24 protein-coding genes are annotated in these 23,902 nt (G+C 46.5%); 4 read left to right on the top strand and 20 right to left on the bottom strand.

The features are described from left to right. The first annotated feature begins 63 nt into the window (after nucleotides 1–63). Nucleotides 64–222, top strand: coding sequence for a rubredoxin (rd, locus tag DESPODRAFT_RS16615; RefSeq protein WP_004075073.1), 159 nt, complete (start codon nucleotides 64–66; stop codon nucleotides 220–222). A gap of 119 nt (nucleotides 223–341) precedes the next feature. Here the strand turns inward: rd and DESPODRAFT_RS16610 are convergent, their stop codons facing one another. The 5 genes from DESPODRAFT_RS16610 to DESPODRAFT_RS16590 all read right to left on the bottom strand — a co-directional run bounded on the left by DESPODRAFT_RS16610 (nucleotide 342) and on the right by DESPODRAFT_RS16590 (nucleotide 4,665). Further along, nucleotides 342–1,337 (bottom strand): DHH family phosphoesterase, encoded by a 996-nt coding sequence (locus DESPODRAFT_RS16610; protein WP_004075069.1) that lies wholly within the window; start codon nucleotides 1,335–1,337, stop codon nucleotides 342–344. Continuing rightward, complete coding sequence (locus tag DESPODRAFT_RS16605) at nucleotides 1,327–2,430, bottom strand: hypothetical protein (RefSeq protein WP_004075067.1); 1,104 nt, start codon at nucleotides 2,428–2,430, stop codon at nucleotides 1,327–1,329. Before DESPODRAFT_RS16605 ends, DESPODRAFT_RS16610 begins: the two co-directional genes overlap by 11 nt. Continuing rightward, nucleotides 2,431–3,849 (bottom strand): TIGR01777 family oxidoreductase, encoded by a 1,419-nt coding sequence (locus tag DESPODRAFT_RS16600; protein WP_004075065.1) that lies wholly within the window; start codon nucleotides 3,847–3,849, stop codon nucleotides 2,431–2,433. Between the two features lie 132 nt (nucleotides 3,850–3,981). After that, complete coding sequence (locus tag DESPODRAFT_RS16595) at nucleotides 3,982–4,362, bottom strand: desulfoferrodoxin (protein WP_004075063.1); 381 nt, start codon at nucleotides 4,360–4,362, stop codon at nucleotides 3,982–3,984. A 75-nt stretch (nucleotides 4,363–4,437) separates the two neighbouring features. Beyond that, entirely contained in the window at nucleotides 4,438–4,665 is a 228-nt protein-coding gene (locus DESPODRAFT_RS16590) for a hypothetical protein (RefSeq protein WP_004075061.1), read from the bottom strand. Nucleotides 4,666–5,208: 543 nt separating this feature from the next. Here DESPODRAFT_RS16590 and DESPODRAFT_RS16585 point away from each other — a divergent pair. Together DESPODRAFT_RS16585 and DESPODRAFT_RS16580 are read left to right on the top strand one after the other, a co-directional pair. After that, nucleotides 5,209–5,472 (top strand): glutaredoxin family protein, encoded by a 264-nt coding sequence (locus DESPODRAFT_RS16585; protein ID WP_004075060.1) that lies wholly within the window; start codon nucleotides 5,209–5,211, stop codon nucleotides 5,470–5,472. After that, complete coding sequence (locus DESPODRAFT_RS16580) at nucleotides 5,469–5,798, top strand: ferredoxin-thioredoxin reductase catalytic domain-containing protein (RefSeq protein ID WP_004075058.1); 330 nt, start codon at nucleotides 5,469–5,471, stop codon at nucleotides 5,796–5,798. The genes DESPODRAFT_RS16585 and DESPODRAFT_RS16580 overlap by 4 nt, the downstream gene beginning before the upstream one ends. 95 nt (nucleotides 5,799–5,893) lie before the next feature. Here the strand turns inward: DESPODRAFT_RS16580 and DESPODRAFT_RS16575 are convergent, their stop codons facing one another. The 8 genes from DESPODRAFT_RS16575 to DESPODRAFT_RS16540 all read right to left on the bottom strand — a co-directional run bounded on the left by DESPODRAFT_RS16575 (nucleotide 5,894) and on the right by DESPODRAFT_RS16540 (nucleotide 13,676). Next, the gene (locus tag DESPODRAFT_RS16575) at nucleotides 5,894–6,685 is read right to left on the bottom strand and encodes an exodeoxyribonuclease III (protein ID WP_004075056.1); all 792 of its coding nucleotides are present in this window, start codon (nucleotides 6,683–6,685) and stop codon (nucleotides 5,894–5,896) included. A gap of 33 nt (nucleotides 6,686–6,718) precedes the next feature. Further along, nucleotides 6,719–7,180: a ferritin family protein gene (locus DESPODRAFT_RS16570; protein WP_004075054.1), complete on the bottom strand. Its 462-nt coding sequence runs from the start codon at nucleotides 7,178–7,180 to the stop codon at nucleotides 6,719–6,721. A 275-nt stretch (nucleotides 7,181–7,455) separates the two neighbouring features. Beyond that, nucleotides 7,456–8,313: a phosphate ABC transporter ATP-binding protein PstB gene (gene pstB / locus DESPODRAFT_RS16565; RefSeq protein ID WP_004075052.1), complete on the bottom strand. Its 858-nt coding sequence runs from the start codon at nucleotides 8,311–8,313 to the stop codon at nucleotides 7,456–7,458. Between the two features lie 18 nt (nucleotides 8,314–8,331). Then, entirely contained in the window at nucleotides 8,332–9,396 is a 1,065-nt protein-coding gene (locus tag DESPODRAFT_RS16560; protein ID WP_004075050.1) for a substrate-binding domain-containing protein, read from the bottom strand. A gap of 27 nt (nucleotides 9,397–9,423) precedes the next feature. After that, nucleotides 9,424–10,710, bottom strand: coding sequence for a phosphate ABC transporter permease PstA (gene pstA / locus DESPODRAFT_RS16555; protein WP_004075049.1), 1,287 nt, complete (start codon nucleotides 10,708–10,710; stop codon nucleotides 9,424–9,426). Continuing rightward, nucleotides 10,703–12,091 (bottom strand): phosphate ABC transporter permease subunit PstC, encoded by a 1,389-nt coding sequence (gene pstC / locus DESPODRAFT_RS16550; protein ID WP_004075047.1) that lies wholly within the window; start codon nucleotides 12,089–12,091, stop codon nucleotides 10,703–10,705. Before pstC ends, pstA begins: the two co-directional genes overlap by 8 nt. Nucleotides 12,092–12,469: 378 nt before the next feature. Further along, nucleotides 12,470–13,099 (bottom strand): Tgt2/MlaC family protein, encoded by a 630-nt coding sequence (locus tag DESPODRAFT_RS16545; protein ID WP_004075045.1) that lies wholly within the window; start codon nucleotides 13,097–13,099, stop codon nucleotides 12,470–12,472. 13 nt (nucleotides 13,100–13,112) lie between these two features. Continuing rightward, the gene (locus tag DESPODRAFT_RS16540) at nucleotides 13,113–13,676 is read right to left on the bottom strand and encodes a hypothetical protein (RefSeq protein ID WP_004075044.1); all 564 of its coding nucleotides are present in this window, start codon (nucleotides 13,674–13,676) and stop codon (nucleotides 13,113–13,115) included. A 227-nt stretch (nucleotides 13,677–13,903) separates the two neighbouring features. On the opposite strand from DESPODRAFT_RS16540, the gene rnhA reads away from it, so the two are divergent. Continuing rightward, nucleotides 13,904–14,620, top strand: a complete 717-nt coding sequence (rnhA, locus tag DESPODRAFT_RS18865) for a ribonuclease HI (protein WP_004075043.1) — start codon at nucleotides 13,904–13,906, stop codon at nucleotides 14,618–14,620. Nucleotides 14,621–14,661: 41 nt separating this feature from the next. On the opposite strand, the gene DESPODRAFT_RS16530 is transcribed toward rnhA, so the two are convergent. The 7 genes from DESPODRAFT_RS16530 to DESPODRAFT_RS16500 all read right to left on the bottom strand — a co-directional run bounded on the left by DESPODRAFT_RS16530 (nucleotide 14,662) and on the right by DESPODRAFT_RS16500 (nucleotide 23,893). Beyond that, entirely contained in the window at nucleotides 14,662–15,738 is a 1,077-nt protein-coding gene (locus DESPODRAFT_RS16530) for an HDOD domain-containing protein (protein WP_004075041.1), read from the bottom strand. 26 nt (nucleotides 15,739–15,764) lie between these two features. Beyond that, entirely contained in the window at nucleotides 15,765–16,790 is a 1,026-nt protein-coding gene (locus tag DESPODRAFT_RS16525) for an NAD(P)H-dependent glycerol-3-phosphate dehydrogenase (protein WP_004075039.1), read from the bottom strand. A 125-nt stretch (nucleotides 16,791–16,915) separates the two neighbouring features. Further along, the gene (locus DESPODRAFT_RS16520; RefSeq protein ID WP_004075036.1) at nucleotides 16,916–19,507 is read right to left on the bottom strand and encodes a BatD family protein; all 2,592 of its coding nucleotides are present in this window, start codon (nucleotides 19,505–19,507) and stop codon (nucleotides 16,916–16,918) included. Continuing rightward, entirely contained in the window at nucleotides 19,491–21,401 is a 1,911-nt protein-coding gene (locus tag DESPODRAFT_RS16515; protein WP_004075034.1) for a vWA domain-containing protein, read from the bottom strand. The genes DESPODRAFT_RS16520 and DESPODRAFT_RS16515 overlap by 17 nt, the downstream gene beginning before the upstream one ends. 22 nt (nucleotides 21,402–21,423) lie before the next feature. Continuing rightward, nucleotides 21,424–22,455 (bottom strand): VWA domain-containing protein, encoded by a 1,032-nt coding sequence (locus tag DESPODRAFT_RS16510; RefSeq protein WP_004075032.1) that lies wholly within the window; start codon nucleotides 22,453–22,455, stop codon nucleotides 21,424–21,426. Continuing rightward, nucleotides 22,455–23,018 (bottom strand): hypothetical protein, encoded by a 564-nt coding sequence (locus tag DESPODRAFT_RS16505; RefSeq protein ID WP_004075030.1) that lies wholly within the window; start codon nucleotides 23,016–23,018, stop codon nucleotides 22,455–22,457. The genes DESPODRAFT_RS16510 and DESPODRAFT_RS16505 overlap by 1 nt, the downstream gene beginning before the upstream one ends. Continuing rightward, nucleotides 23,018–23,893 carry a DUF58 domain-containing protein gene (locus tag DESPODRAFT_RS16500; protein ID WP_004075029.1) on the bottom strand — a complete coding sequence of 292 codons (876 nt, stop codon included), beginning with the start codon at nucleotides 23,891–23,893 and terminating at the stop codon, nucleotides 23,018–23,020. Before DESPODRAFT_RS16500 ends, DESPODRAFT_RS16505 begins: the two co-directional genes overlap by 1 nt. Nucleotides 23,894–23,902 lie beyond the last annotated feature (9 nt).

The raw sequence follows: 23,902 nt of genomic DNA, 5'->3' as shown, positions 1-23,902 counted from the left end.
GCAGGTTTAATATTGGATTGAGCCTGTAGTTATAAAGCAACAAAAAGAAATAAGGAGAAAAATATGGACAAATATGTATGCGGTCCCTGTGGTTACGTGTATGACCCGGCAGAAGGTGATGCAGATGGCGGTATTGATCCCGGCACCGCTTTTAAAGATCTTCCCGAAGACTGGGTCTGTCCTGTCTGCGGCGCATCCAAAGACGAATTTGAAAAAGAGTAACGCCCTCTCCCGGCCCTGTCACAAATTGTAGGCAGGTCCGGGAATCGCCTAAAACATTCAACGCCGGTTGCACTTGATTGTCAACCGGCGTTTTCACTTCCCCCTAAAACCGGTACCGGCTATTCAATCTTTTTCCCGGCGGTTTGGGTGATCCGTTCAACCACCCACCGGGTCAAGGCCTTTTGGTTTACCCGCTTGATCTCCTTACGGATCAAAGAAATATCCAGCTCAGCCCTGGCCATGGTTTTATGCCCCCCGGCAGACCCGAATTTACCGAATGCTTCCTGGGCAGTCTTTCCGGCGCCTTTGCGCAGGCCGTCGTTGCGCAGGATTACTATCAGTTTTTTATCCACCACTCCCGACACCACGCTCCAATTTACCCCGGCAATGGATAGAAAAAAATCGGCAACCACCACCAGTTCATCGGGTTTGTGAATGGTTCCGGCATGATAAAAGGCCCGGTTGTCCCGGATTATCCTTTGTCTTATGGCGTTACCCAGAAAATCCAAGTCAGATTCAGTCATATATGCCCGTTCCACCTTAGTGACAATATTCATGTTCGCATATTTGTACAGAAACTGAAAAGCCCGGATATCCCTGGAAGAGGCCTGGCGGGTAAAATTGGCCGTATCTGTTTTTATCCCAAGCATCAGAGCGGATGCCAATCTAGCCGACGGCTTTACCTTCAGGCTGCGCAGATATTCGGTGAACATGGTTGAACATGCTCCGTAATCCGGCCGGATATCCACAAAAGGACCACTACCGGAAAATGACAATGGATGGTGATCAATGATTGCGTCATATTCAATAGAGGAAAAATTTTCATTATGCTCGGGCTGGGAATCCACCACCACAAATTTGTCAAACAAGGACTTGTCCACATCAGCCAATGGGACCATTCCGGCTTCGGTATACTCAATCATGGCCAGGTTGTCCGGCCGGGTGATCCGATTAAAATAGGCAATCACGACTTCACTGACCCGTCGCCACAAAATGCGCTTCACAGCCATGGCAGATGCAATGGCATCAGGGTCTGCATTGATGATTACAAGCACCCTGGATGTCCCTGAAAAATGAGACAGAAGCTGCTTAATTTTTTCCCGGTTACTGGTCATAATTAATGTTTCCGTTTCCTGAAAAAAACAGGGTTAAGGTAATAAAAGCATAACCGAAAATGGCCACTATCGCAAACCATCCTTGAAAAATACCCATGGGTGCCAGCACCAGAGCCGTCAGCCAGTGTACCAGAATTACGGTTGCCGAGTGAAGCCTGATGGGAAAATCGTCAAACCGGCAGATAACAGCCAGGCCGCACAGGTTCCATCCGTAAAGGGATGCAAACACATGAATATGGAGCAGCCACTTGGTCTTTATGGGATCATATCCGTCCTGCATCTGAAAACAGATATAGGCAATACCGGTCACTGCCGTGACAATGAGAAATCCAATGCCCGAGGTTAAAAACTTTTTTTGCTGCATGCTGTCCGCAAATGTGTAATAAAGCATGAAGACCATGATAACGGCTGTGAACAATGCAGCGGTCACAAAAATCTGGGGTAAAAATTGTTCAAACAGAATGAATATAAAAAATACAATCACCCCCAGGGTGATGATCCAGAAGCATAATTCCATGATGGCTTTACTCTGGGGGCCTTCAATTTTTTTAAGCATATCGAAAACAAGGGACAGGGTAATCAAAGACAAGGGAAATGAATACCCCAAAAAAAAAGTATTCAGGGTCAGCTTCTCCATGTACACCCAATGGGCATATTCATTGTTGATAATCACCACAGACGCCATGGCAATGCCGATGGACAGGCACCATAAGGATGCTTGGTGAAATTTTTCAGACACCGGCACCCTTGACAAAAAAAACTGATAGGGCACAATGGAAAATTTGTTAATACGTATTTTTTCTACCAGGGCACAGAGCACCACGGACACGGCTAAAGTAAGCGAATACCACTTCAGGAATGCAGAAAACGCATAGACAAGGGAAAGCACAAAAAACAGCTTCACACGACCGGAGACTGCAGACTGCTGTTCAGTATAATAAAGCAAAATCGTGCCGCCGGTGCACAGATTGAATAAAAATATGTGCAGACGCTCAAAATTAAAACCTTCCACAGGGAAATAAATGTCAGCATATCCCAGCCCCAGGGCTGAAATCATTAAAAAGGAAAATAAAATCTTTAATCGGATTGTCATTTACATTGTTCCATCAGTATTTTTTGCAGCAGGCCTGCCCAGCACATGGCCCAGGGCCATTTCCAGTCGGGGATGCACAAAGCGATAGCCGCTTTGAATTAATTTTTCAGGCATAACCCTGGTCGAAGCCAATAAAGTCTCTTTTCCCATATCCCCCCAAAGGGCCAGCACCAGTGCCTCTGGCAGGACAAAGGGAGTACGGCGACCCAACACCCGTGCCAGGGTACGGGTAAATTCACCATTGGTCACAGGTTCAGGCGCCGTAAGATTTACCGGTCCGGTGATTCCTTTGTTTGCAAGAATGTGAAAAATGCCGCCCAGAACATCTTCTATACCAATCCAGCCCATGTACTGCCTACCATGGGCCAGTCGTGTGCCAAGCCCCATCAAAAAGGGCAGGTACATACGTTCAAGCGCCCCGCCGGCAGGGGTCAGCACCACCCCGATTCGCAGTTGCACCGTACGGATACCTGCCTGCGTGGCGCCAAAGGAAGCGTCTTCCCATTGACGACAGACCCGGGATATAAAACAGTCCCTGGGCCCGCTTTTCTCTGTCAATATACGGTCTCCACCATCACCATAAAACCCGATGGCAGAGGCGGAAATAAAGGTAGACGGGGGATGGGCCATACGTTTCATTTTCTCAACAAGCACCCGAGTGGGAATCACCCGTGAATCTAAAATTTTGGCACGCCGACGCCTGTTCCATCTTCCTTTTAAAATATCTACCCCGTTTAAATTGATTACCGCATCCACAGGCCCGACCGCATCCATATTTAAAATATTTTTGTAAGGGTCCCAGTAAAGCACATCTTTTGACCGGTCATTTTGAGCATGCATTCGGGGATCCCGAACCAGACGAATCACCTCATGACCACATGTTTTTAAAAAAGAAACCAGGGCCTTCCCAAGGGTGCCTGATCCGCCTGAGATCAGAATCCGTTGCTTTTTTATTTGTCCTACCCGGTTCTCCATATCATACTTGAGCACCTGATGCCGATAGAAAAAAATACGCTCAAGCTGTCTTTGGGCATATCCGTTAAAGGGAAGGCCGAAAATACCAAAGGGAAGCCGGAATCTGACCTGATCCTCCATCACGGTTACATCCGTTGATTTTTCATAAAACAAATGGCTGTGCTCCCATTCGGCAAAAGGGCCTTTGACCTGGCAGTCGCGAAACATTGTGTTTTCTTTGTAATCAATATGTCGGGCCTCCCATATCATTGGAATCCCAAAAATTTTTATTCTGAATGTAACCTCAACGCCGGGATCAATCCCCCTGCCTTTTCTTGCCACCAACGACAGGGGTGCCCATGGCGGCGTGAGTCGGTTGATGGCACCATCTGCCGCATGCCAGGAAAAGACAGTGGAAATCGGGGCATGGATTGTGGTTTTTCGAACAAATAGATTTTTAGTCATAAAATTTAAGCCCTTAAAAAAAAGGCCCGTTGTCTTCAGAATAAAGACAACGGGCTTTTTATACTTGGTAAAAACGACATATTCTACCCATTGCCGGTTTCTACCCAAAACAATTTCTGATTCTACATAATTTTAAGCTTTCCACAACCCGTGAAGATTGCAGTAAGCCATGGCCTCAACCTTATCCGCATCACATTTAAAAACCGCTTCTGGTGCCGAATCAGGGGTCATCATCATACGTTGAACATACGCACCGTCACAAGATACAAGCTCAATCCATTCGATCCAATGTTCTTTTGTCATGGGATGGGCAACGCTGCCCACAGCCACTTTGTATCCACCTTCAATTTTTTCTATTACGGGAACATGCTTTTCTTTAGCGGCATCAACCGTATTTGCCACCAGGCGATCCATGGGTTTTCCGCAACAGGTTACCGGAGGTTGTTCATCATGAAGAACCTGAATAATATTTCCGCATTTTATACATTTATAAATTCCCATTTTTTCAGCCATTGATAACACTCCTTTTGTTTTAAAAGTTTATGAAACACTGTCTGTGAGCGCCAGTTTTTGACCCTGGCAGTAATATCAATATGGGTTGTAAACAGACGTTTCCACAGAGCAATGTGTTTCTTTTGCCTTGAGCATCTGCTCAAGCATTTGCCCTGATAATTGCCTGCGGCCTTTGGTCGCTTCCCGGAACAAGGAGGCTATTTGAAAATAAAATTCATTTTCTGACTTAATCGCACCATAAAAAGGAGCCCGTTTTTTTTCTGAACGGCTTTTAACTTTCTGATATGCAATTACTTTAGTCATCCTTTTTTCCCTCCTTAAGTTAACCGGGGTTGATCAAAAATACCCAAACCCGATGATTCAATCTAATGCAGAATTTTTGCAAAAACAATACCAACATTTAATTATTTGCGATTAGTACAAGTATATTAAAGATAATTATATTTGTTCGGAAGAATTAAGTTACCAGACTCACCTTACCAGGAAAGCGTTAAGCACATATATGTCTCAACAAGACGTATCATTGACGATACATAATACAACTGGTTATAAATATTTTTTCGCAATTTTTATTATTTGATACTTACCGAAGATAATTTTTACGAATATAACAACACAAAAATAAAAAGCAAGAAAAAAATTACTTTTTTTTATATCCCGAAAATCCGCCAGATTTAGAACAAAAATATCCACATAGACGACTTGAATCTACCGCATCGCTCTATTTTTTCTCAACCAATCAGAAAACCATGCGAAACAGTTGACATTAAATTTTGTGCAGGCATAATATATGCTTAAATAAAGTTGATGATTGACACATCGATATATTAAAGGAGAAAATTTTAAATGTGCGAGTGTATCCCAAAAATATACGGATTAAGCACCTGCAGCCACTGCAGGGCCACTAGGAAACTGTTTGACAAACACAATATTAAATATGATTACATACAGGTCGACGACTTTCAAGGTGATGAGCGTAATGCGGTTCTAAATGAAATAAAAATATTGAACCCAAGGTGCTCTTTTCCCACCATTAAAATCAATAAAGAGACCGTAATTGTCGGCAACAAGGAAAATGATATTAAAAAAGCATTGGGAATAATCAAATGAACTTAGAACAACTCTATGATACACTGAAGACCTCTCAGGAGAAAAAAGGGGCTTATTTTAACAAGGATAAGGATCTGGTATTTGAGTTGCTGGAAAGCCTGCAGCTCAACAAACAAAGATACGGCTATATGGCCTGCCCCTGCCGCCTGGCCTCCGGAGACAGGGAACACGACAGAGACATTATCTGTCCCTGCGAATACCGCAAGCCGGATATGGAAGAATTTGGGACCTGTTATTGCGGACTTTATGTATCGGAAAAGGTGAACAATCTTGAGATGGTACCTGAGTATGTCCCTGAAAGAAGACCTGTAGAAAAAATAGTGTAGTGTTTGCGTAAAAAAAAGAGCCCTGTCCGAAACAAATACTTCGTCTGTGTCGGAGGACAGGGCCTTTTAACGTAAAGGGAAAAGGTTTAAAGCAATTACACTTCAACCACTAATCCGACCGGACAGTGATCAGAACCAAAGATATCATTGTCAATAAATGCGTCTTTTACAATATTGTTTTCAATGAGATCTCGGGTGACAAAAAAGTAGTCAATGCGCCACCCCGCATTATTTTTTCGTGCATTAAAACGGTAGGACCACCATGAATATTCTACCGCTTCAGGGTAGAAATGGCGAAAGGTGTCTACATATCCCATATTCACCATTTTATCCAGTATATCCCGCTCGATCCGCAAGAAACCGGATCGTTTGGCGTTAGGTGCCGGATTTTTTAAATCAATTTCATTGTGGGCCGTATTAAAGTCACCGGTAACAATGAGTGAGTTTCCCTCATCTCTTAATTTCTGGGCATAATCAAGGAACCAGTCATAAAACCCTAATTTATAGGAAAGTCTTTCATCGCTCATCTGGCCGTTGGGAAAATAGATATTAAACAGAATAAACGGTTCAAAATCCATTCTTATTATCCGGCCTTCACCGTCATACTCTGGCTTTCCAAACTGCGTGGTCACAGTTTCCGGAGCAATCCGCGTGTAGGATACCACACCTGAGTAACCCTTTTTAACGGTTGAATAATTCCAGAAACTTTCATAGTCGCCAAACCGAATCATCTGGTCACTGCGCTGATCCTCCTGAAGCTTCGTCTCCTGGAGCATGAGAATGTCCGGGTCCATGCCGGTCACGGAATCAAAAAAATCCTTTTTCAAAACCGCACGAAACCCGTTAACATTCCATGAAATCAGTTTCAATCGTTTTTTTTCACTCATAATCGTTTTTTGAGTATGGATCAGGATCTAAGATTATCCGTCCATGCCAGCCAGGTAATCATCATACATGGATTCCAGGCCAAGTTTATGCTTGGACTCTTCTTGTACAAGGATTTGAAACAGCTTTTTTGCATCGGCATTATCGGTCTTGTCTCCGAGAATCTGATACAGCTTGACTGATTTCTCCTCTCTTTTCATGGCCACTTTCAAGACGTCAGGCATGGGCATACCTTTTTCATATTTGGTATCCACCATGTAGTTGCTTATTTTAAGGTCAGGAATCTTCTTGAGCTCATAGCTGTCAATCATGGCTTTGTTCCCGGAAATATCGGAAAGCAGCGTTACATGTTTTTGTTCTTCTTTGGAAAAATCCATGAAGGTTTGTTTCAGTGCTTCGGAAGGGGCTTCCTGGCCCAAAGATGCATAAAATTTTACAGCTTCCTTTTCTCTGTCAATGGCAAATTGCAGGATCTCATCTACGGATTTAAAATTCATTTGGTATTACCTCCTTTGCGGGTGTTATGCTTTAATTCAATATCCAGTAAATCATTTTCATGCCAGATTCTTACCCAAATCAAAAAATTTTATACCATCTAATTTGGAAAGGTCAAATAGTATCCTGCACTGTATCACATTTGCCAATCATATCATAGCGTGGCGGATAAACTGTATAGTGATTAAAACAAATAGATATTAATACGATTTTGTCTCAGGCAAAGTTGTCTCACGAATTTGGGAATCTTGAATCGTTATGATACTTACGCCAATCACTATCCAAACCGCCCGGTGATATAATCTTCGGTGAGCTGGTGCAACGGATTTAGAAATATCTGGTCCGTGGGTCCGATTTCAATGAGATTTCCCTGGTGAAAATAGGCCGTACGCTGGGAAATTCGGGATGCCTGCTGCATGGAGTGGGTCACAATGGCGATGGTGTAATCCTGTTTGAGTTCATCAATGAGTTCCTCAATAATGGCCGTAGCAATAGGGTCCAGGGAAGAACAGGGTTCATCCATAAGAATCACCTCCGGGTTCACCGCAATGGCCCTTGCAATGCACAGGCGCTGTTGCTGCCCGCCGGACAAACTCGTACCCGGCATTTCCAGCCGGTCCTTGACTTCGCTCCAGAGACCGGCTCTTTTCAAAGAACTCACAACCAGTTCGTCGGTCTCATCCCGGTTCTGGACAAGGCCGTGTATTCTTGGGCCATAGGCAATGTTGTTATAAATGGATTTAGGGAATGGATTGGGCTTTTGGAAAACCATGCCCACCTGGGCCCTTAACGGCACCACATCCACGTCCCTATCATATATATTGATGCCGTCCATGAAAATCTGCCCGGTGACAACACATCTTTCAATGGTGTCGTTCATCCGGTTCAGGCAGCGCAGAAAGGTGGATTTACCGCACCCGGAAGGCCCGATCATGGCAATCACTTCGTTGCGACCAATATCCAGGGTCACATCGCTAATGGCTTTTTTGGAGTCGTAATAAACAGCCACATTCTGACAGCTCATCCTGGGGTTTTCAACCGTTGCCTGCCCCACGGTTGCCCGTTCCGTCCGCTCAATCAGCGGATGCCGCCCAACTTTTCTGGGCGGATGACCTGTTGCTTGTTCCTGATTCATTTTTGTTTTTATTTATCCTTAATTGAGATCATCCAAGGTTAAGGGGATAAGTTCTTGAACAACTTTTCTATAATGCTGGCGTTCCTCCAGGGGCATGGGGATCAACCCTTTAGTTGTCAGGTATCCCTCATCACCCCAGGCCATCTCACTGGTGAACTCAGCCAAATATTCCCTCATACCGGGGATGTTGTCAACATGGGCCTTTTTAATATAAAAATACAAGGGCCGGGACACGGGATAGCTTCCATCGGAAATGGCCTGAAATGTCGGCTGCACACCGTCAATAAAAGCGCCTTGGATCTTATCGGTATTCTGGTCCAAAAAAGAATACCCCAAAATTCCTAAAGCTTCAGGCGCTTTGCTCAACTTATCCACAATGAGGTTATCATTTTCCCCAGCCTCAATATATACCCCGTCTTCCCGCATGGTATGGCATATCACCTTGTATCGTTTTTGATCTGATTTTTTCAATTTTGCTATCCATTTAAACGCATTTGCACCGCCTTCCATGGCCAGTTCCACAAAGGTATCACGGGTGCCGGAGGTAGGGGGGGGGCCAAACACCTCAATTCGGATGTCGGGAAGTGATGGATTTATCTGTTTCCAGGTTTCATAGTGGTTTGGCTTAAAAACGCCTTGATCCCCTACCACAGGTACCTGTTTTGCCAAAGCGAGAAACAGATCTTTTTTAGTCAGCCTGAACACGCGGACCTGCCTGGAATTTGCCACAACAATGCCGTCATAGCCAATTTTCACCTCAACAACTTCTTTGACACCATTTTTGAAATCTTTTTTCAGCTGATTTTTTGTTATCCGGGCAGAGGAATTGGTAATATCCGGGTACTCGATACCAATGCCGGCACCAAAAAGCTTATGTCCGCCGCCGGATCCCGTGGATTCAACTTTCGGGGTTTTAAAGCGGTTTTTCTTTCCAAAACTTTCCGCAACAACCGTAGCAAAAGGATAAACTGTTGAGGATCCGACAATGGAGATATAGTCCCTTGCCGCACCGGTGCCGGCCTGGGCAATTCCAAAAATAAATAAATAAACCAGGCCAATTGAAGTGATAATAAATTTTTTCATGGGTAACTCCTGAAATATACTTTTTACTTACCGGTTTTTTTCAAATATTTTTCTTAAAACAATGGCTGCTCCATTCATGACCATTAAAAAAAACAGAAGCACCATGATGGCAGCGGAAGTTTTTTCCAGAAAAGCCCTTTCCGGACTATCTGCCCACAGGTAGATCTGTACGGGCAGCACCGTGGAAGGGTCTGTGAAACCGGCGGGGATATCCACAATAAAAGCCACCATACCGATCATCAGAAGCGGCGCGGTTTCCCCAAGGGCCTGGGCCATACCGATGATGGTGCCGGTAAGCATGCCCGGCATGGCCTGGGGCAGGACATGATGTGTCACCATCTGGACTTTGGATGCACCAATACCAAGACTTGCCTCACGAATGGAATGCGGCACCGCTTTAAGTGTGGATCGGCCGGAAATAATAATGGTGGGCAGCGTCATCAGGGTTAAAACCAGTCCACCCACAAGCGGAACAGATCTGGGAAGGCCGAAAAAATTTAAAAACACAGCCAGTCCCAGCAACCCGAATACAATGGAGGGTACGGCTGCCAAATTATTGATATTCACCTCAATGATATCCGTCCATCTGTTTTGAGGAGCAAACTCTTCCAGATATACGGCAGCAGACACGCCAATGGGAAAAGAGAGGATAAGAGTGACAAGAAGCGTGTAAAAGCTGCCGCAAACCGCTCCCCAGATCCCGGCAAGTTCAGGCTCTCTGGAATCCCCTGCAGTGAAAAAAGTTATATTAAATACCTTTTTGATCTGTCCCTGCCTGACCAGTTGATCTACCCAGGCAAGCTGCCGGTCATTAATTCGTCTTTGGGACTCAGGCTTGTCCCGATCAATGCGCCCTTTCATCAACATGTCCACATCATCATCGGCCGGTACCCATATCTGAATCGTTGTTCCGATCTCATGTCGGTTTTTGGCCACAAAATCCTGGAGCATGTAGGTAGCGCTTATGCTGACAAGTCCGTACAATTTATGTTTATCTTTGTGTTCTGTCACATCAGGAAAAACAGACAACAAAGCATTATGAATAAGTTTGGAATAATCGGCACCTGCCAGGTCATCCTTGTCTATAACCTTGGTATCCAGAAAGAGATCCAGCCGGACCATGGTCTGCTGAAACGCAGTATACCCGTTGAAAATAATCGAGATAAACAGCAATGACAAAAAACTTAGGCTGATAATAACGGCTGTACACCCGAATAAACAAAACCAACGTTCTTTGCGGTAGCGTTTATTAAGTCCCTTTTTGACAATATCTATGGTCCTAACCCTGCTCTGTGCATCATTTAAATTATTCATACTGCTCTCTGTACTTTCTGACAACCATTAAGGCCACCACGTTTAAAATCAGGGTAACGACAAACAGCAAAAGCCCCAAAGCAAAGGCGGCCAGGGTCTTGGCACTGTCAAATTCCTGGTCCCCCACCAGCAGGGTGACAATCTGCGCCGTAACCGTTGTAACTGCCTGGAAGGGATTGGCGGTCAGGTTTGCAGACAGGCCGGCCGCCATCACAACAATCATGGTCTCCCCAATGGCCCGGGACACGGCCAGCAGCACTCCGCCCACAATTCCGGGGAGGGCTGCGGGCAGCACAACATTGATAATGGTTTCACTCCGGGTGGAACCAAGGCTCAGAGCGCCATCCCGCAAGGAGCGTGGTACCGCATTGATTACATCATCGGATAAAGAGGAAACAAAGGGAATGATCATGATTCCCATAACGATTCCGACAGACAAAGCACTTGCCGAAGATACGGAAAACCCCAGGATATTACCCGCATCCTTGATAGCCGGGGCCACAACAAGGGCTGCAAAAAAACCGTAAACTACCGTGGGAATGCCGGCCAGGATCTCCAAAAGCGGCTTGGCAACACTTCTAAACTTTCCATTGGCATATTCAGACAAGTAAATGGCAGCCATAAGGCCTAACGGCACGGCCACACACATGGCAATGCCGGCAATGAGCATGGTGCCCAATATAACCGGAACCGCCCCGAATGCACCGGAAGATCCGATTTGATCCGCATGAATGGCCATCTGGGGGCTCCATTCAAGTCCGAATAAAAATCTATGAACCGGCACAATCTTGAAAAACCGAATTGCCTCATAAAATACAGAAAGTACAATGCCGATGGTGGTGAGAACAGCCAGAGTGGCGCAGGCAATGAGCAGGATCTCAACAACCTTTTCTACATGATTCCTGGCCCGAAGCTTTGGTGTAATTTTTAGACACACACCTGCAATGGCAACTATGGACATTGCCGTTATGATTATGCTTAACGCAGCCTGGGTGATCATCTCAAGACTTTTATAATGATCGACTGCAGCTTGAATAACAGGACTGATTTCATTGCCCACAATGTTACCGGATACAATATTTCGGATATCATTGACAACAAGATTAAGGCGGTCTTGGGGCAAGGACCGGATATCCTCTGGAAGATCTGCCATCACCAGATCCATGATGATGGTGGACTGGAAAAAAAGCCAGAACGAAAAGACGATTAAAGCCGGTACCGCACACCAAATGGAGGTCAGGGCTCCGTAGTATAACGGCCTGGAATGAAGTGCTTTTGGACCGCCTATGCCGGAGCAAACAGCAAAGGCCTTGCTGCGACCTATAAAAAATCCTGCAACGGTCAGCACCCAAAGTAGTATAAGCACGTGAATCAATGTCATCTATGTTCCTTAAAAATTTTGTTCAAATTCATTAGATTCAGTTTAATATTATATTAATCGAGCGCTTTTGCCATACCCAAATGGTTCACCGCACATCTAATCGGAAAGCACTATGATTCTCAATGATAATATATAAACATTAAAATTGTATTAGATGTTGGTGGGAATTCATACAGACTAAAGCAATTGCCGGTCGGCAGAAAGAAACGGAAGATGAATATAATATGCCGGTCTGTTGAATCACAGACCGGCATAAGTTTGAAAGATGCAATGACTTTTTTTTATTTTATATCAAAGTTTTAATAAGTTGTTAAATTACTTTCATGTCTTGTTGTGGGTTGACTCTGGGTGTTGATAGACCAGATCAGCCCATGGCTGTTATTCAGAGCTGTTTTTTGCATCAATATCGTTGAGCAGCTCTGAAAACGGTTTTTGGCCGAGGAATTCACCAAACTGAGAGCGGTAATTATTAACCATACTTACCCCTTCAATGTTGATATCAAATACCAGCCAGGGATCTGTGCCCTGCCTGTGCATCATATAGACAATGGGGACTTCAGTACCATCGGTGGCAATAATCTGGGTCTGAACTTTTGCGTATTCCCGGTCTTTTTTCCTTTTGAGCTGCTCATCAAGATAGACAACCTTTTCATTGGTATAGGTTTCCAGCTTTGATATATATGTATTTTCAATCAAACGCTGGAACCGGACCGTAAACACCTGCTTTTCCTGCGGGGTTCGTCCTCTCCAATGTTTCCCAAGAGAGGACTGGGCCATACGACCAAAATCGAAACCATTCAGGACAATGTCACGGATTTTCTGCCTGCGGCTCTCTTTTTTCTCATCTCCCTGAAATTCAGGAGCATTAAGTACATCAAGGATAGCATCAATCCTGACCTTAAGGGACTGAGTGGCTGATGAGGCATATTCAGCCAGTGCCTGTTGGGTCAAAACATGCATTGCAGAAAACATGATGGCAAATAAAAACAGTGCTCTGATTGTTTTCATCCGTTTTAATCCTTCAAATATTGCCTGTCTTGTTCAAAATGGCGTCAACCTCCTGAAAGGAAAAAGGTGCAGATAAATTTTTTGCACCCTGACCTGGGGAGACAGTCTTCGGTTTATGGCCTGATCCTGTAAACGAAGCTATTTGACCCTCTTTGAACTGAATCTGGTAGTTGGGACGGATACCTTTGCCCGTAGTGCCGAAAAAAACTTTTGATTCTGGATCACCAGCCATGTTTTTCAGTACTTTTTCAAGAAAAGTTCTTGCTAATTGTGCCACCCGGTCAATGTCCCATTCAATATTATTTTTTACCCGAGATCCAGAGCCGGATGATGCAGTTCCCTTGGTTTTTAACTTGGAAATCCTCTCTTTCATGCCCTTGAGCTTCATTGCCAGATTTTTAACCGAACGTTCCTGAATATCTCCTGAAACCTTTGGCTTCAACTCGTCCAGTTCACCGAATGCCTGCTCAAAGCAGGCTCTTGACTCATCCACCTCCTCTTGTTCTATAAGTTGATCCATTTGGTCACACAAACGGTTGATGGACACTCTTGATTCACGGAATTTACTGGGTTCCATTTTACCTCCTTTATGGTTGATGCAAACTGCTTAGCCGCCTATTTAGCCTGGCTCTCTCCCCTTTTTTTTAGGTTATGGGGCACCTGAAACCGGCGGCAACATGTTGCAATTGATCCGTTATTGTTTCAATACTCTACACCGACTGCATATTTATTTCAAGAAATAGCCTAATTTTGATACACAGATGTTTCTTTACATTCCTTTTTTTTGCCCTTATATTCCTGGGCATGAAATTCTACGCAGTGGCCAGGGGCCGAAAAACAGGTATATTCACATCATGGCCGGATGCCGAGTGCCAGGTCAAAGGATTTGCAGGCGCCCGATTCAAAAGCTTTAAAACAAAACAGCAGGCCTTGGCCTTTCTGGAGGATCCTTCCTACACAAATTCTGCATCTTTAACTAAAAAGTTTGATAGTGCCCCAAAGCAAAATAAGACCGGGCAGCAGCCGGCCAATTATGAATATCCGGAAAATGCGGTGATAGTGTATACGGACGGTGGGGCCATCGGAAACCCTGGCCCCGGCGGATATGGCGTAGTATTTGAAACAGGGGAAACTTTTTCCGGCGGATTTAACCTGACCACCAACAACCGCATGGAACTTTTGGCTGTGATCGTGGCCCTTGAAGCATTAAAAGGGGAAACCCGTCCCATCTGCCTGTATTCGGATTCCCGGTATGTTGTCAACGGTATTACCAAAAACTGGGCAAAGTCATGGAAACGTAAGGGCTGGAAAAAATCCGACGGCAGCCCGGCCATGAATCCTGATCTGTGGCAGCGTCTTCTGGATCTGCTGCCGGGTCTTGATATTCGGTTCATCTGGGTAAAAGGCCATGCCGGTAACCCCTTGAACGAAGCCTGCGATCACCTTGCCAATTCAACAGCACGCATGCCCGGCCTGCCGGATGACACAGGTTATCTTAAAAGCCGCAAAGAGAGCGCATAAAGGACTTGGCAAAAACTAAAAAGATCTTTTATTTTGTTTTGTCAATGAAACAATGACCGTATCCAGGTAAAAAATCGAGTTTTAGACGAGTCGGCTTTAGTTGAATCCAGCTTGGCCGGCATTGAATTTTTTATATTATCAATCTGCCGATGTTGAGAAAGCGCATTTTTAGGCTCAGATACCGTATCTTGTTTTGGGGGAGCGATACCGGTGATGCTTTCTGATTTTTTCTCCAGAGACCTTTGGATCTCCTTGACAACCGTTTCCTGAATTTCCTTTTTGGACAATGGTAATCCCGATTGTCCGTCGATCCAGGTGGATTCCAGCGAAGTGACACAGCCATCGCCGTTTTTCCCAATACCGGACATTGAGGCAACGGCATAGGCGAACTGAATTAATGCCGCAATATGTCTCTCCTTTTCCGGTGCCAAATCCGGATTCCGGTAAAATTCTATACTCGTACAAATCCGGGAAGGGATATGCCAGATCCGCAACAATTTTGATGCGATATGAGCGTCTGTAGTTCCAAATTCATCCAGCTCAACAGTATGAATTGGTAATTTTAATTTAGCGGCTGTTTGAATGCATTTTGAAAACTCAAAAGGATATTGAATTGCAAGAATTAATTTTCCAATACCATGAAGCAATCCTGCGATATAAAGTTCACCCGGATTGACATTCATGTCCAGGTTCGGATGCCCCAGACGTCTTGCCGCATTAGCGCAAGCCCAGGAAAAAGCCCAATACGCTTGGGGTTGAAACCCCTTTATTTCAGGAATCTTTGGGAACATACGCTTGAAAAAATACAAATTGGTTGTATTGATGGTCTCTTGAAGTCCAACACGGACAATGGCTGACCGCAAACTGTAAATCTCATTAACTCCCTTGAAATAGATGGAATTTGCCAATTGAAGAATCATGGATAAAAGCCCTGGATCCGAATCAATGATCTTTACAAAATCATCGACTTCTATATCATCAATCGGTTTTCTGATTAGGGAGATCAATTTTGCCCCATTGGCCGGCATGGGAGGTATTTTGAATTTAGCGTTTAAAATATCCAATGCTATGGCATTGGCAATGGTTTCCTCGCCCTGTCTTTTTTCTATGGTCGTCATATTCTTTCCTGTTAATCAAAAGAAAATCAGATCACGCCTGCCAACTCGTGTTTCAGGGACCGGCCCATGAGCCGCTCAACAGATCTTTCCACAGGGCTGTTTTCAAACAGGACAGAATAGACTTCAGCACAGATGGGCAGATCGACATTAAGCTTTTTTGACATGTTGTAAACGGACCGGGTGGTTTTAACACCTTCGGCCACCATGCGCATTTCAGAAATAATATCATCCAGGCACTTGCCTTGGCCGATCTGCTTGCCGACAGTGTAATTTCTGCTGAGAAACCCTGTGCAGGTCAACAACAGATCTCCGACACCGGCCAGTCCGGAAAGGGTTAAGGGGTCTGCACCCAGGCGGGTGCCCAAACGGTTCATTTCCGTCAGGCCCCGGGTGATCAGAGCAGCCCTGGGATTAAGTCCCATATTCATTCCGTCACAAGCACCAGCGGCAATCGCAATCACGTTTTTCATGGCACCGCCGATCTGGGTGCCTATAATATCATGGTTAACATAGACCCGGAAATTGGGCGAAGAAAACACCTTCTGAATAAATTTGGCCACTTCGTTTTTCAACGCTGCCGCTGCCACCACAGTTGGTATTCCGGCAGCCACTTCCTTGGCAAAACTTGGGCCCGACAGCACACCAAAATTGTGATCAGGCAAAAAATCAATAATTTCGGACAGGATATCGGTCATAATCATGTGCGTTTTATTTTCAATCCCCTTGGAAGCACTGACGATAACAGTGCCCGGGGAGACAAAAGGTTTCATCTGTGTGGCCACCGCGCGCATACAATGGGAAGGCACCACCATGAGCACAAGATCTTTTCCGGACACGGCCTTTTCAATGTCATTGGTAGGTACAAGCCCTGGGGGCAGACTGAATCCGGGCAGAAAACTTCTGTTTTCCCTGTGAAGGGTAATTTCTTCTTTTACTTCGGTTTCAAAAGCCCAATGATCCAGGGTAAACCCTTTATCCGCAAGTAGTTTGGCAAGTGCTGTTCCCCAGGCACCTGCCCCGACAACGCCGATTTTTGTATTCATGATATCCATAGAAGATTTTATTCCTGACCGTCCCGGTAAAATTTTGTCCGGGCGGATCAATGATTTGTTAAAATTAGGTTAGTCGTTATATATTAATTTTCAAAGAGATTCAACTTCAGTCTTCCCTTTCTCTTCTATATTATTTCTACATTTTTGCATGCCACCCACCCCACCTTGTCTTTGGCAAAACGGATTTTCATGTAGTTATCTTTCTTTTCCAGCACCCGAACCCGTGTACCGGCATGCAGGTCAAACAAGAGAGTGGCATTATCCATGGTTCCGGAACGAACACCGGCTTTTTCAGCAAGAATAACAGCTTTTACATTCGAGTTAATCCGGTTGTATTCAAGTCCCGCAGCCAGAGTTGTGCCGGCAAAAAATAAAAAAATAAAAATGCCCACACCTGAAAAAATCTGTCTGCCCCTGAATTTTTGAACCGTTGCCCAGATAAAAAAACAAAAAGAAAGCGTGATCGAGGCATACTGAAGCCATTTCAAAGAAATCAGACCCTGCCAGAAATAAATGATACCGGCAAAGGAGAAGCTGGTATCTTTTTTATCTTTTAAAAGGCTTTGGGCATAGGCCAAATTAAATCTTAAATCCGGATCCGAGGGTGCAAGTTTTCTGGCCCGCTCATACCACAGGATGGCTCGGCCCAGATCGTTGCTTTTCAAATATGCATTACCGATATTATAAAAAAGATCCGGATTATCGACGCGGGTTTCAGCGATGGACTCAAACTGTGCCGCCGCCGCCGCATAATCCCCTGCCTTATATGCACGCACCGCATCCACAAATACACCCGCCGTGTCTTTTACAGCGTGAACTTGTTTTGAGGCGATTATCCCGGCACTATCCTGGGCAGCCAGACCCGCGCTCCGGAACATAAAAAGGGAGAATCCCACACAGACCACAACCATAAGCGTACGAATCAGGGATGAAACCTGGCCCAGGCAGCTTCTTGCGGTGTTCTCATCCATGGGTTTTCCTCCGAAACGGGCGGCATCCATGGCATCCATCAGCTGGGTAACCTTGTTGACGGTTTCCTGGTTCCGGCCGTTGCAGGAGAGAATCTGCCGGACCTCATCCCGGGTCAGGCTTTCGCCCCCCTTGCCGCCCCGGGCCAGGACGGCATAGGTAAGAGCTGAAGATAAACCCGGCAGAAACCCGGGATCCTCCGGTGAGGTTTTACGCGCTTGTTTTAGATAATCACATGCTTTTTTACGGTATTGCGCTTTCAAAGATTTTTCCCTGGCGCCAAACTGCATGACCGTGCCTGCCGCCCCAAACCCCAAGGCCGGCAGGCAGACCAGAAAGACAAACCAGCCCATGGAAAGACAGGGGCGTGAGTGGATACTCGCAATGTTTTCTTTAATATCCAGAATATCCCTGTTCTGAAGCCTCACTTCGGATTTTTCGTTTTTGACTGCCGCCTGGGTTTGCGCATCCGTATTTACGGCAGAAGCCGCATCCACCAAGGTCACAGGGCCGCCCGGTTGGACATCAAGTGTTAAAGGCGTTGTGGTAGTGAGTTTATACGTTTTTGATTCCGTATCAAAGAAGACCAGGCAAAGCTCGGGAATAAGGGCTTTTCCAGGAACAGAAGCCACCAACGCTTGCTTGAACACTTTGTGTCCCTCAAATCCTTGTTCGGTAACCTGCACATCCTGAACCGGTGTATCTTCATATACTTTAAACTGATCCGTATTCAGGTTCAGGGCAGGCAACGCCGCATCCATAATGTTCCCAGTTCCTTTGATAACAACGGTCAATGTGGCGGATTCACCTGTTTTCACCCTGTTTTTGTCCAGCTCACTTGATATGGAAAATTGGCCCACAAGGCCTGAAAAGGGTTGATCCCCCTTATATTCCGGCAAAGGAGAGACCGTCAGATTCACGGAATTGGACACTACACGCACGGGCTTTGCCGGTGTGGTATCGAAGAATGAATCCCGAATAAACGAATCATTGAATACGGAATTAAACGGATCACGTTGTCTGGTTCGCTGTATGGGCACCTGGGCCACAAAAACAGCCGGGGGAATGGTAACCTGTCCGGGTGCGTCCGCCTGGACCAGATATTTTGTCTCATTGACCATAAAGACCCGGCCGTTGATGGTCCGGGTATATTTGGACCAGTCCGTCAACTGTTTGGCAGTCAGGCCCTCAAACCGGGGGGGATCAAAAGAGGCGCCTTTGATCTGTTGTGCCGTGCATAGTTTCAGGGTATACACAACCTGTTGTCCCGGCACGATCCCGTCACTGCTCACGAAAGCTTGGGCAAAAAAATCGCCCTTGTCATCATCAATCCGGGCCGATGGTTCCGACACCAGAATTTTAATCTCCCTGGTCAATACCGATTCGCCGTCCCGGACACAGGTAATGGGCGGAATGGTCAGTACGCCGGTTTTTAAGGGAATCAGCATGTACCGGTATATGACCTTATGGCCCCATGTGCCGTTGATATAGCTTCTGCTCGACTGGGTCCCGGCGGGATTGACCTGGAACCCGGTTATGGAAGAGGTGTCAACGTCGGCCTCACCGCCGTCCACAATGACCTGCAATGAAATAACATCCTGGGGCGTAACACGGGTCTGATCCACCTGGGCCGTGGCGGTAAAGGCAAGGGCTGTGCAGGGAATGAAAAAGAGCAGTGCTGCAATTGCCGGTCCTGCCATATACCGATGCGTTTTGGTCATCCTATTGAATTTACCAGTCTTTATCATTGTTTCGTACTCCGGTTTGCGGAATCAGGGCCATGCCGGGTTTGTCTTCGAGGCGGTTGAGACGATTTTCAAGCATTTTTGACTGTGCCTGCTGCATGTTATCCTCTCCCTTTTGCCCCTGCCCGGCCTTCCCTGTCTGGGCAGTCGGGTCTTGGGACTCTTGTGCTGACATATCCTGATGCCGGTCCGTTTGGGGTTGGTTTGGCTGCTGGGTATTTTTTTCAGGTTTATTTTGCCGGTTTTTATCTCCCTGGTCTTTCTGATCCTTTCCCTGCGCCTGATTCTGATTCTGTTTTTCGGACGGATTTTTCTTATCCTCGCTGCCCTGCGGGTTCTGATTCTGATCGTGGTTATTCGGGTCCTTTTGGTTTTGATCCCCCTGATTCTTATTCTGCTCGTCTTTATTTTTCTGATCTTGATTTTTTTGATCCTGCTGTTGCTGTTTCTGCTCTTCAAGCTTTTTCTTTACAAATTCAAGATTTTCTTTGGCCTGGGTATCATCGGGGAACGCGTTAATCAGGCTCTGGTAATCCTCTATTGCCTTTTCCAGATGGTTTTGACGATAACGGGTATTGGCAAGGTTATACAGGGCATTGTGTTTAAGTTCCCCGTCCTTTGCATTCACAGCCTGGGCAAAATTGGATTCAGCCAGGTCATATTCACCGGCTGCATAGGCCGCAGCACCGATATTATAATAAAGACGCGGGTCGTCCGGATTTTCAAGCTGGGCGTCAATAAAATGCTTTTTTGCCTGCTCGAACTGCTTGTCGTCCCAGGCCTGCATGCCCTGCTTTACCGGAGAAGTCCAAAAACCTGCCCTGGCAAGTCCCGGTGTCATAAGGCCCAGGGCAATGACCAGGCAAATCAGCGAACGCCCACTTTTAACACCGTGCTTGCGGCCCGATCCCTGTGGAAAACAAATTTCGGCAATCAGCAGCAGTACACAGGGAAGCAAGGCCCACTGAAACCGTTTTTCCCAGACTTTTTTGCGACCCTGGGTCAGTTCCGTTTGTTCCATGGTGCCCAGGATATCCCCGGAATAAATTTGTTCAAGGTCCATGTCCCCAGCCACGGATCGTACATAGCGGCCCTGGGTCATGGCAGTAATTTTTTTAAGCATGGTCTCGTTCACTTTTGACAAAATGATATTGCCTGCCCCATCCTTTTTAAATCCCCCGCCCTTGGCCGGGATCGGGGCTCCGGCCCGATCGCCTACCCCGATGGCGAAAATACGGATTTTTTCCTTGGCAAATTTTTCCACAACCTCAGTAAGGGCGGCTTCATCATCGGCGGTATCCTCGCCGTCGGTGATGAGAATAACGGCTTTTCCCGCAGTGGATGAAGGATCAAATCCATTGTAACAAGACTCAAGGGCTGCGGTCAAATCCGTACCTCCCACAGGCAGATAATCAGGGTCCAGAGCATCAAGGAAAATGCCGAACGCATTATAATCCAGGGTTAACGGACATTGCAGCACCGCAGCGCCTGAAAAGGCCACAAGTCCTGCCCGGTCCGAATGCATCAGGCGGGTCAGGTCGATGATTTCCCGTTTGGCCCGGGTCAGCCGTGTGGGGGAAACATCCTGGGCGAGCATGCTGCGGGAGCAATCTAAGGCAATCATGATATCCACCCCTTTCCGGGTGATTTTTTCCCAGCGGTATCCGGCAAGTGGCCCTGCCAGGGCCACCACGGCAAATCCTGTGGCCATCACGGATAAAATAGCTTTCACCCATTTGGGGCCATAGGAGAAGCCCGGCAGGATATGCTCAAACATTGGCGCTTTTGCATACCGGGCAAGGATCTTTTTGTGCCGGTAAATGCCGTACACCAGCAATCCTGAAAGGGGCAAAAGCCCCCACAGAAAAAACAGAATTTGTGGATGATCAAATTTCATATGTGCATCCTTATTTCACCGCTTAAGGCAACTCCAGAAGTCTTGTGCTGCCAAGGCCCAGGCATGTAAGGTAAAGCAGCAGTCCCGGGATCAGGAACAGGGTATAAAGCTCCCTGTAATCCACCCATTTGTCCACCTTAACCGTTGTCTTTTCCATTGAATCAATCATTTTATAAATGGATGCAAGGCTGTCGGTATCCTTGGCCTTAAAAAAGGTTCCCCCGGTTTGCTTGGCAATGGCGTCAAGGGCGTCCCAGTCCATATCCACCTGGCGGTACACATACTGCTGGCCAAAAAGTCCGTCCACAAGGAAAGGGGCTTTGCCCGTAGAGCCCACGCCGATCGTGTGGATTTTAATCTTTTTTTGGGCCGCGATCTTGGCGGCCTCCTGCCAGGACAATTCTCCGGCATTGCTCTTACCATCGGTGAGCAGAATAATGATGTTCGATTTGGCCGGAATGTCTTCCAGGCGCTTGAGCGAAATACCCATGGCATCGCCAATGGCGGTGTTGGGTCCGGCAGCCCCGATCTTTAAATGATCCAGCATAAATGCAATGGTGTTGTAGTCCCGGGTCAACGGCACCTGGGTAAAGGCATGGGTGCCGAACACCACAAGGCCGATGCGGTCCCCTTCCCTTTTCATGATGAAATCGGAAATCACCCCCTTGACCGCGTCAAGACGGGTGACGATCTTGTCGTCTCGTTTGAAATCAAGGGCTTTCATGGACCCGGACAGGTCAAGGGCCAGAACAATATTTATCCCTTCGGTATCTACATTGATTTTGCGCTCGCCGGCCTGGGGCCGGGCAAGGGCAAGAATCATAAGACTCAAGCCCAGCACCTTCACCAGGGGCATGAGACGGGCCCCCATTACAGCAAAACTGAACGGCACGTGGGAAGTACCGGTCAGGCTTGACACCCGGATCGTGTGGCCAGAAGGCTTGGGCAGCCACTTGAATGAAAACCGTTTGGTACTCTTAACCGTGTGAACCAGCAGCCAGAGCCAGGGCAGAATAAGCAGCAGCAGAAACCAGGGTGAGGCAAATCGAAACATCAGGCACTCTCCGCTTTTTCTCTGACCATCGCATCTGCGACAATCTGCTCAATGCTTGTCACAAGGCTGCCGGCAAAGGTCAGATCCTGCTGCATCCGCCCGGCATCCAAAGGCCCTTGAGCATCCACTGGCATATAGCGGATGGGATCGCACTGCTCCTGGAACCGGATCAATTCTGTTTTCACCTTAGAATCAAGATACTTAAATTTTTTTACGGCTCGGGCCATCTCCTGGGAGGTCATCTCGGAACAGTTGATTTGAAAGGTGGCTGAAACATAGGCTTTCATAATGCGGCCCAGTTCAAAATAAAAAATTTTGGCATCGTGGCCGAAATCGGCCATACACCGTTCCAGGTCCCTTACGGCTGTTTCGTATGGCGAAAGCAGAGGCAGAGCCTGAAGATCTATGATCCTGTTTTTTCTTTTTTTTAACCAGTACCGTACAAGCAGGACAATCAGCGCACAAAGAACAACGGTCCCGGCTCCCCAAAGAAGAGCCCGGATCAATCCCGGATCAATGCCTGTCATCACCGGCGGCCGTATATCATGAATATCCTCAAGCATCAGCGTCTGCTCTCCCGCAGCATGAAATACCGGGTCAATACGTCGGACACACTCTCAGCCGTGGTGACATCCACAAGATCCACCCGGGCTTTGGTAAACACCGATTCGGTCAAAGAATGGATTTTCTGCCGCTGATCCGTATACCATTGCCGCATCTTTTTGCTGCCCGCATCCATGAGCGTCTCTTCCCCGGTTTCAAAATCCTTTACCCGCACAATACCGGCAAAGGGCAGGTGAAAAGCCCCCTCATCAAACACACGCAGGCCCACCACCTCATGCCGCCGGTTTAAAAGGCGCAGGTTTTTTTCGTACTCCGGAGAGAGATAATCGGAAATCACAAAGGCAAAACTGCGCTTTTTACTGATTTTTGCCATGAAATCCAGGGCACAGGCGATATCCGTGCCCACGCCTCTGGGCGCAAAGGTAAAAATTTCCTTGATCACCCGCCAGATATGGGCAGAGCCCTTTTTAGGCGGGATATACTTTTCCACCTGGTCCGTGAAAAAAATCACACCCACCTTGTCATTATTTTTAATGGCATTAAATGCCAGAACCGATGCAAGTTCGGCCACCTTTTCAAGTTTGCTGCCCGAATGGGTGCCGAAATTTAAAGACGCGCTCATGTCAATGAGCAACATGACAATGGATTCGCGCTCTTCCCTGAACAGCTTGACAAACACCTTTCCCGTACGCGCAGAGACATTCCAGTCAATAGACTTGACATCGTCACCCGGGGCGTACTCGCGCACCTCTTCAAATTCAATGCCCGAGCCTTTGAAGACAGAGCGGTATTGCCCTGCCATCAGGGTGTTGACTGTTTTGCGGGACTTTATATGAATTTGCTTAATTTTTTTTATGATATGGGCAGGAATCATTTCATGATC

Source organism: Desulfobacter postgatei 2ac9, from assembly GCF_000233695.2.
Taxonomy (GTDB): Bacteria; Desulfobacterota; Desulfobacteria; order Desulfobacterales; family Desulfobacteraceae; genus Desulfobacter; species Desulfobacter postgatei.
This window is presented reverse-complemented; position numbering and strand designations above follow the sequence as displayed.

Coding starts and splice junctions, on each gene's coding strand:
- rd (WP_004075073.1), top strand. CDS start 64: ATGGACAAATATGTATGCGGTCCCTGTGGTTACGTGTATGACCCGGCA.
- DESPODRAFT_RS16610 (WP_004075069.1), bottom strand. CDS start 1,337: ATGACCAGTAACCGGGAAAAAATTAAGCAGCTTCTGTCTCATTTTTCA.
- DESPODRAFT_RS16605 (WP_004075067.1), bottom strand. CDS start 2,430: ATGACAATCCGATTAAAGATTTTATTTTCCTTTTTAATGATTTCAGCC.
- DESPODRAFT_RS16600 (WP_004075065.1), bottom strand. CDS start 3,849: ATGACTAAAAATCTATTTGTTCGAAAAACCACAATCCATGCCCCGATT.
- DESPODRAFT_RS16595 (WP_004075063.1), bottom strand. CDS start 4,362: ATGGCTGAAAAAATGGGAATTTATAAATGTATAAAATGCGGAAATATT.
- DESPODRAFT_RS16590 (WP_004075061.1), bottom strand. CDS start 4,665: ATGACTAAAGTAATTGCATATCAGAAAGTTAAAAGCCGTTCAGAAAAA.
- DESPODRAFT_RS16585 (WP_004075060.1), top strand. CDS start 5,209: ATGTGCGAGTGTATCCCAAAAATATACGGATTAAGCACCTGCAGCCAC.
- DESPODRAFT_RS16580 (WP_004075058.1), top strand. CDS start 5,469: ATGAACTTAGAACAACTCTATGATACACTGAAGACCTCTCAGGAGAAA.
- DESPODRAFT_RS16575 (WP_004075056.1), bottom strand. CDS start 6,685: ATGAGTGAAAAAAAACGATTGAAACTGATTTCATGGAATGTTAACGGG.
- DESPODRAFT_RS16570 (WP_004075054.1), bottom strand. CDS start 7,180: ATGAATTTTAAATCCGTAGATGAGATCCTGCAATTTGCCATTGACAGA.
- pstB (WP_004075052.1), bottom strand. CDS start 8,313: ATGAATCAGGAACAAGCAACAGGTCATCCGCCCAGAAAAGTTGGGCGG.
- DESPODRAFT_RS16560 (WP_004075050.1), bottom strand. CDS start 9,396: ATGAAAAAATTTATTATCACTTCAATTGGCCTGGTTTATTTATTTATT.
- pstA (WP_004075049.1), bottom strand. CDS start 10,710: ATGAATAATTTAAATGATGCACAGAGCAGGGTTAGGACCATAGATATT.
- pstC (WP_004075047.1), bottom strand. CDS start 12,091: ATGACATTGATTCACGTGCTTATACTACTTTGGGTGCTGACCGTTGCA.
- DESPODRAFT_RS16545 (WP_004075045.1), bottom strand. CDS start 13,099: ATGAAAACAATCAGAGCACTGTTTTTATTTGCCATCATGTTTTCTGCA.
- DESPODRAFT_RS16540 (WP_004075044.1), bottom strand. CDS start 13,676: ATGGAACCCAGTAAATTCCGTGAATCAAGAGTGTCCATCAACCGTTTG.
- rnhA (WP_004075043.1), top strand. CDS start 13,904: ATGAAATTCTACGCAGTGGCCAGGGGCCGAAAAACAGGTATATTCACA.
- DESPODRAFT_RS16530 (WP_004075041.1), bottom strand. CDS start 15,738: ATGACGACCATAGAAAAAAGACAGGGCGAGGAAACCATTGCCAATGCC.
- DESPODRAFT_RS16525 (WP_004075039.1), bottom strand. CDS start 16,790: ATGGATATCATGAATACAAAAATCGGCGTTGTCGGGGCAGGTGCCTGG.
- DESPODRAFT_RS16520 (WP_004075036.1), bottom strand. CDS start 19,507: ATGATAAAGACTGGTAAATTCAATAGGATGACCAAAACGCATCGGTAT.
- DESPODRAFT_RS16515 (WP_004075034.1), bottom strand. CDS start 21,401: ATGAAATTTGATCATCCACAAATTCTGTTTTTTCTGTGGGGGCTTTTG.
- DESPODRAFT_RS16510 (WP_004075032.1), bottom strand. CDS start 22,455: ATGTTTCGATTTGCCTCACCCTGGTTTCTGCTGCTGCTTATTCTGCCC.
- DESPODRAFT_RS16505 (WP_004075030.1), bottom strand. CDS start 23,018: ATGCTTGAGGATATTCATGATATACGGCCGCCGGTGATGACAGGCATT.
- DESPODRAFT_RS16500 (WP_004075029.1), bottom strand. CDS start 23,893: ATGATTCCTGCCCATATCATAAAAAAAATTAAGCAAATTCATATAAAG.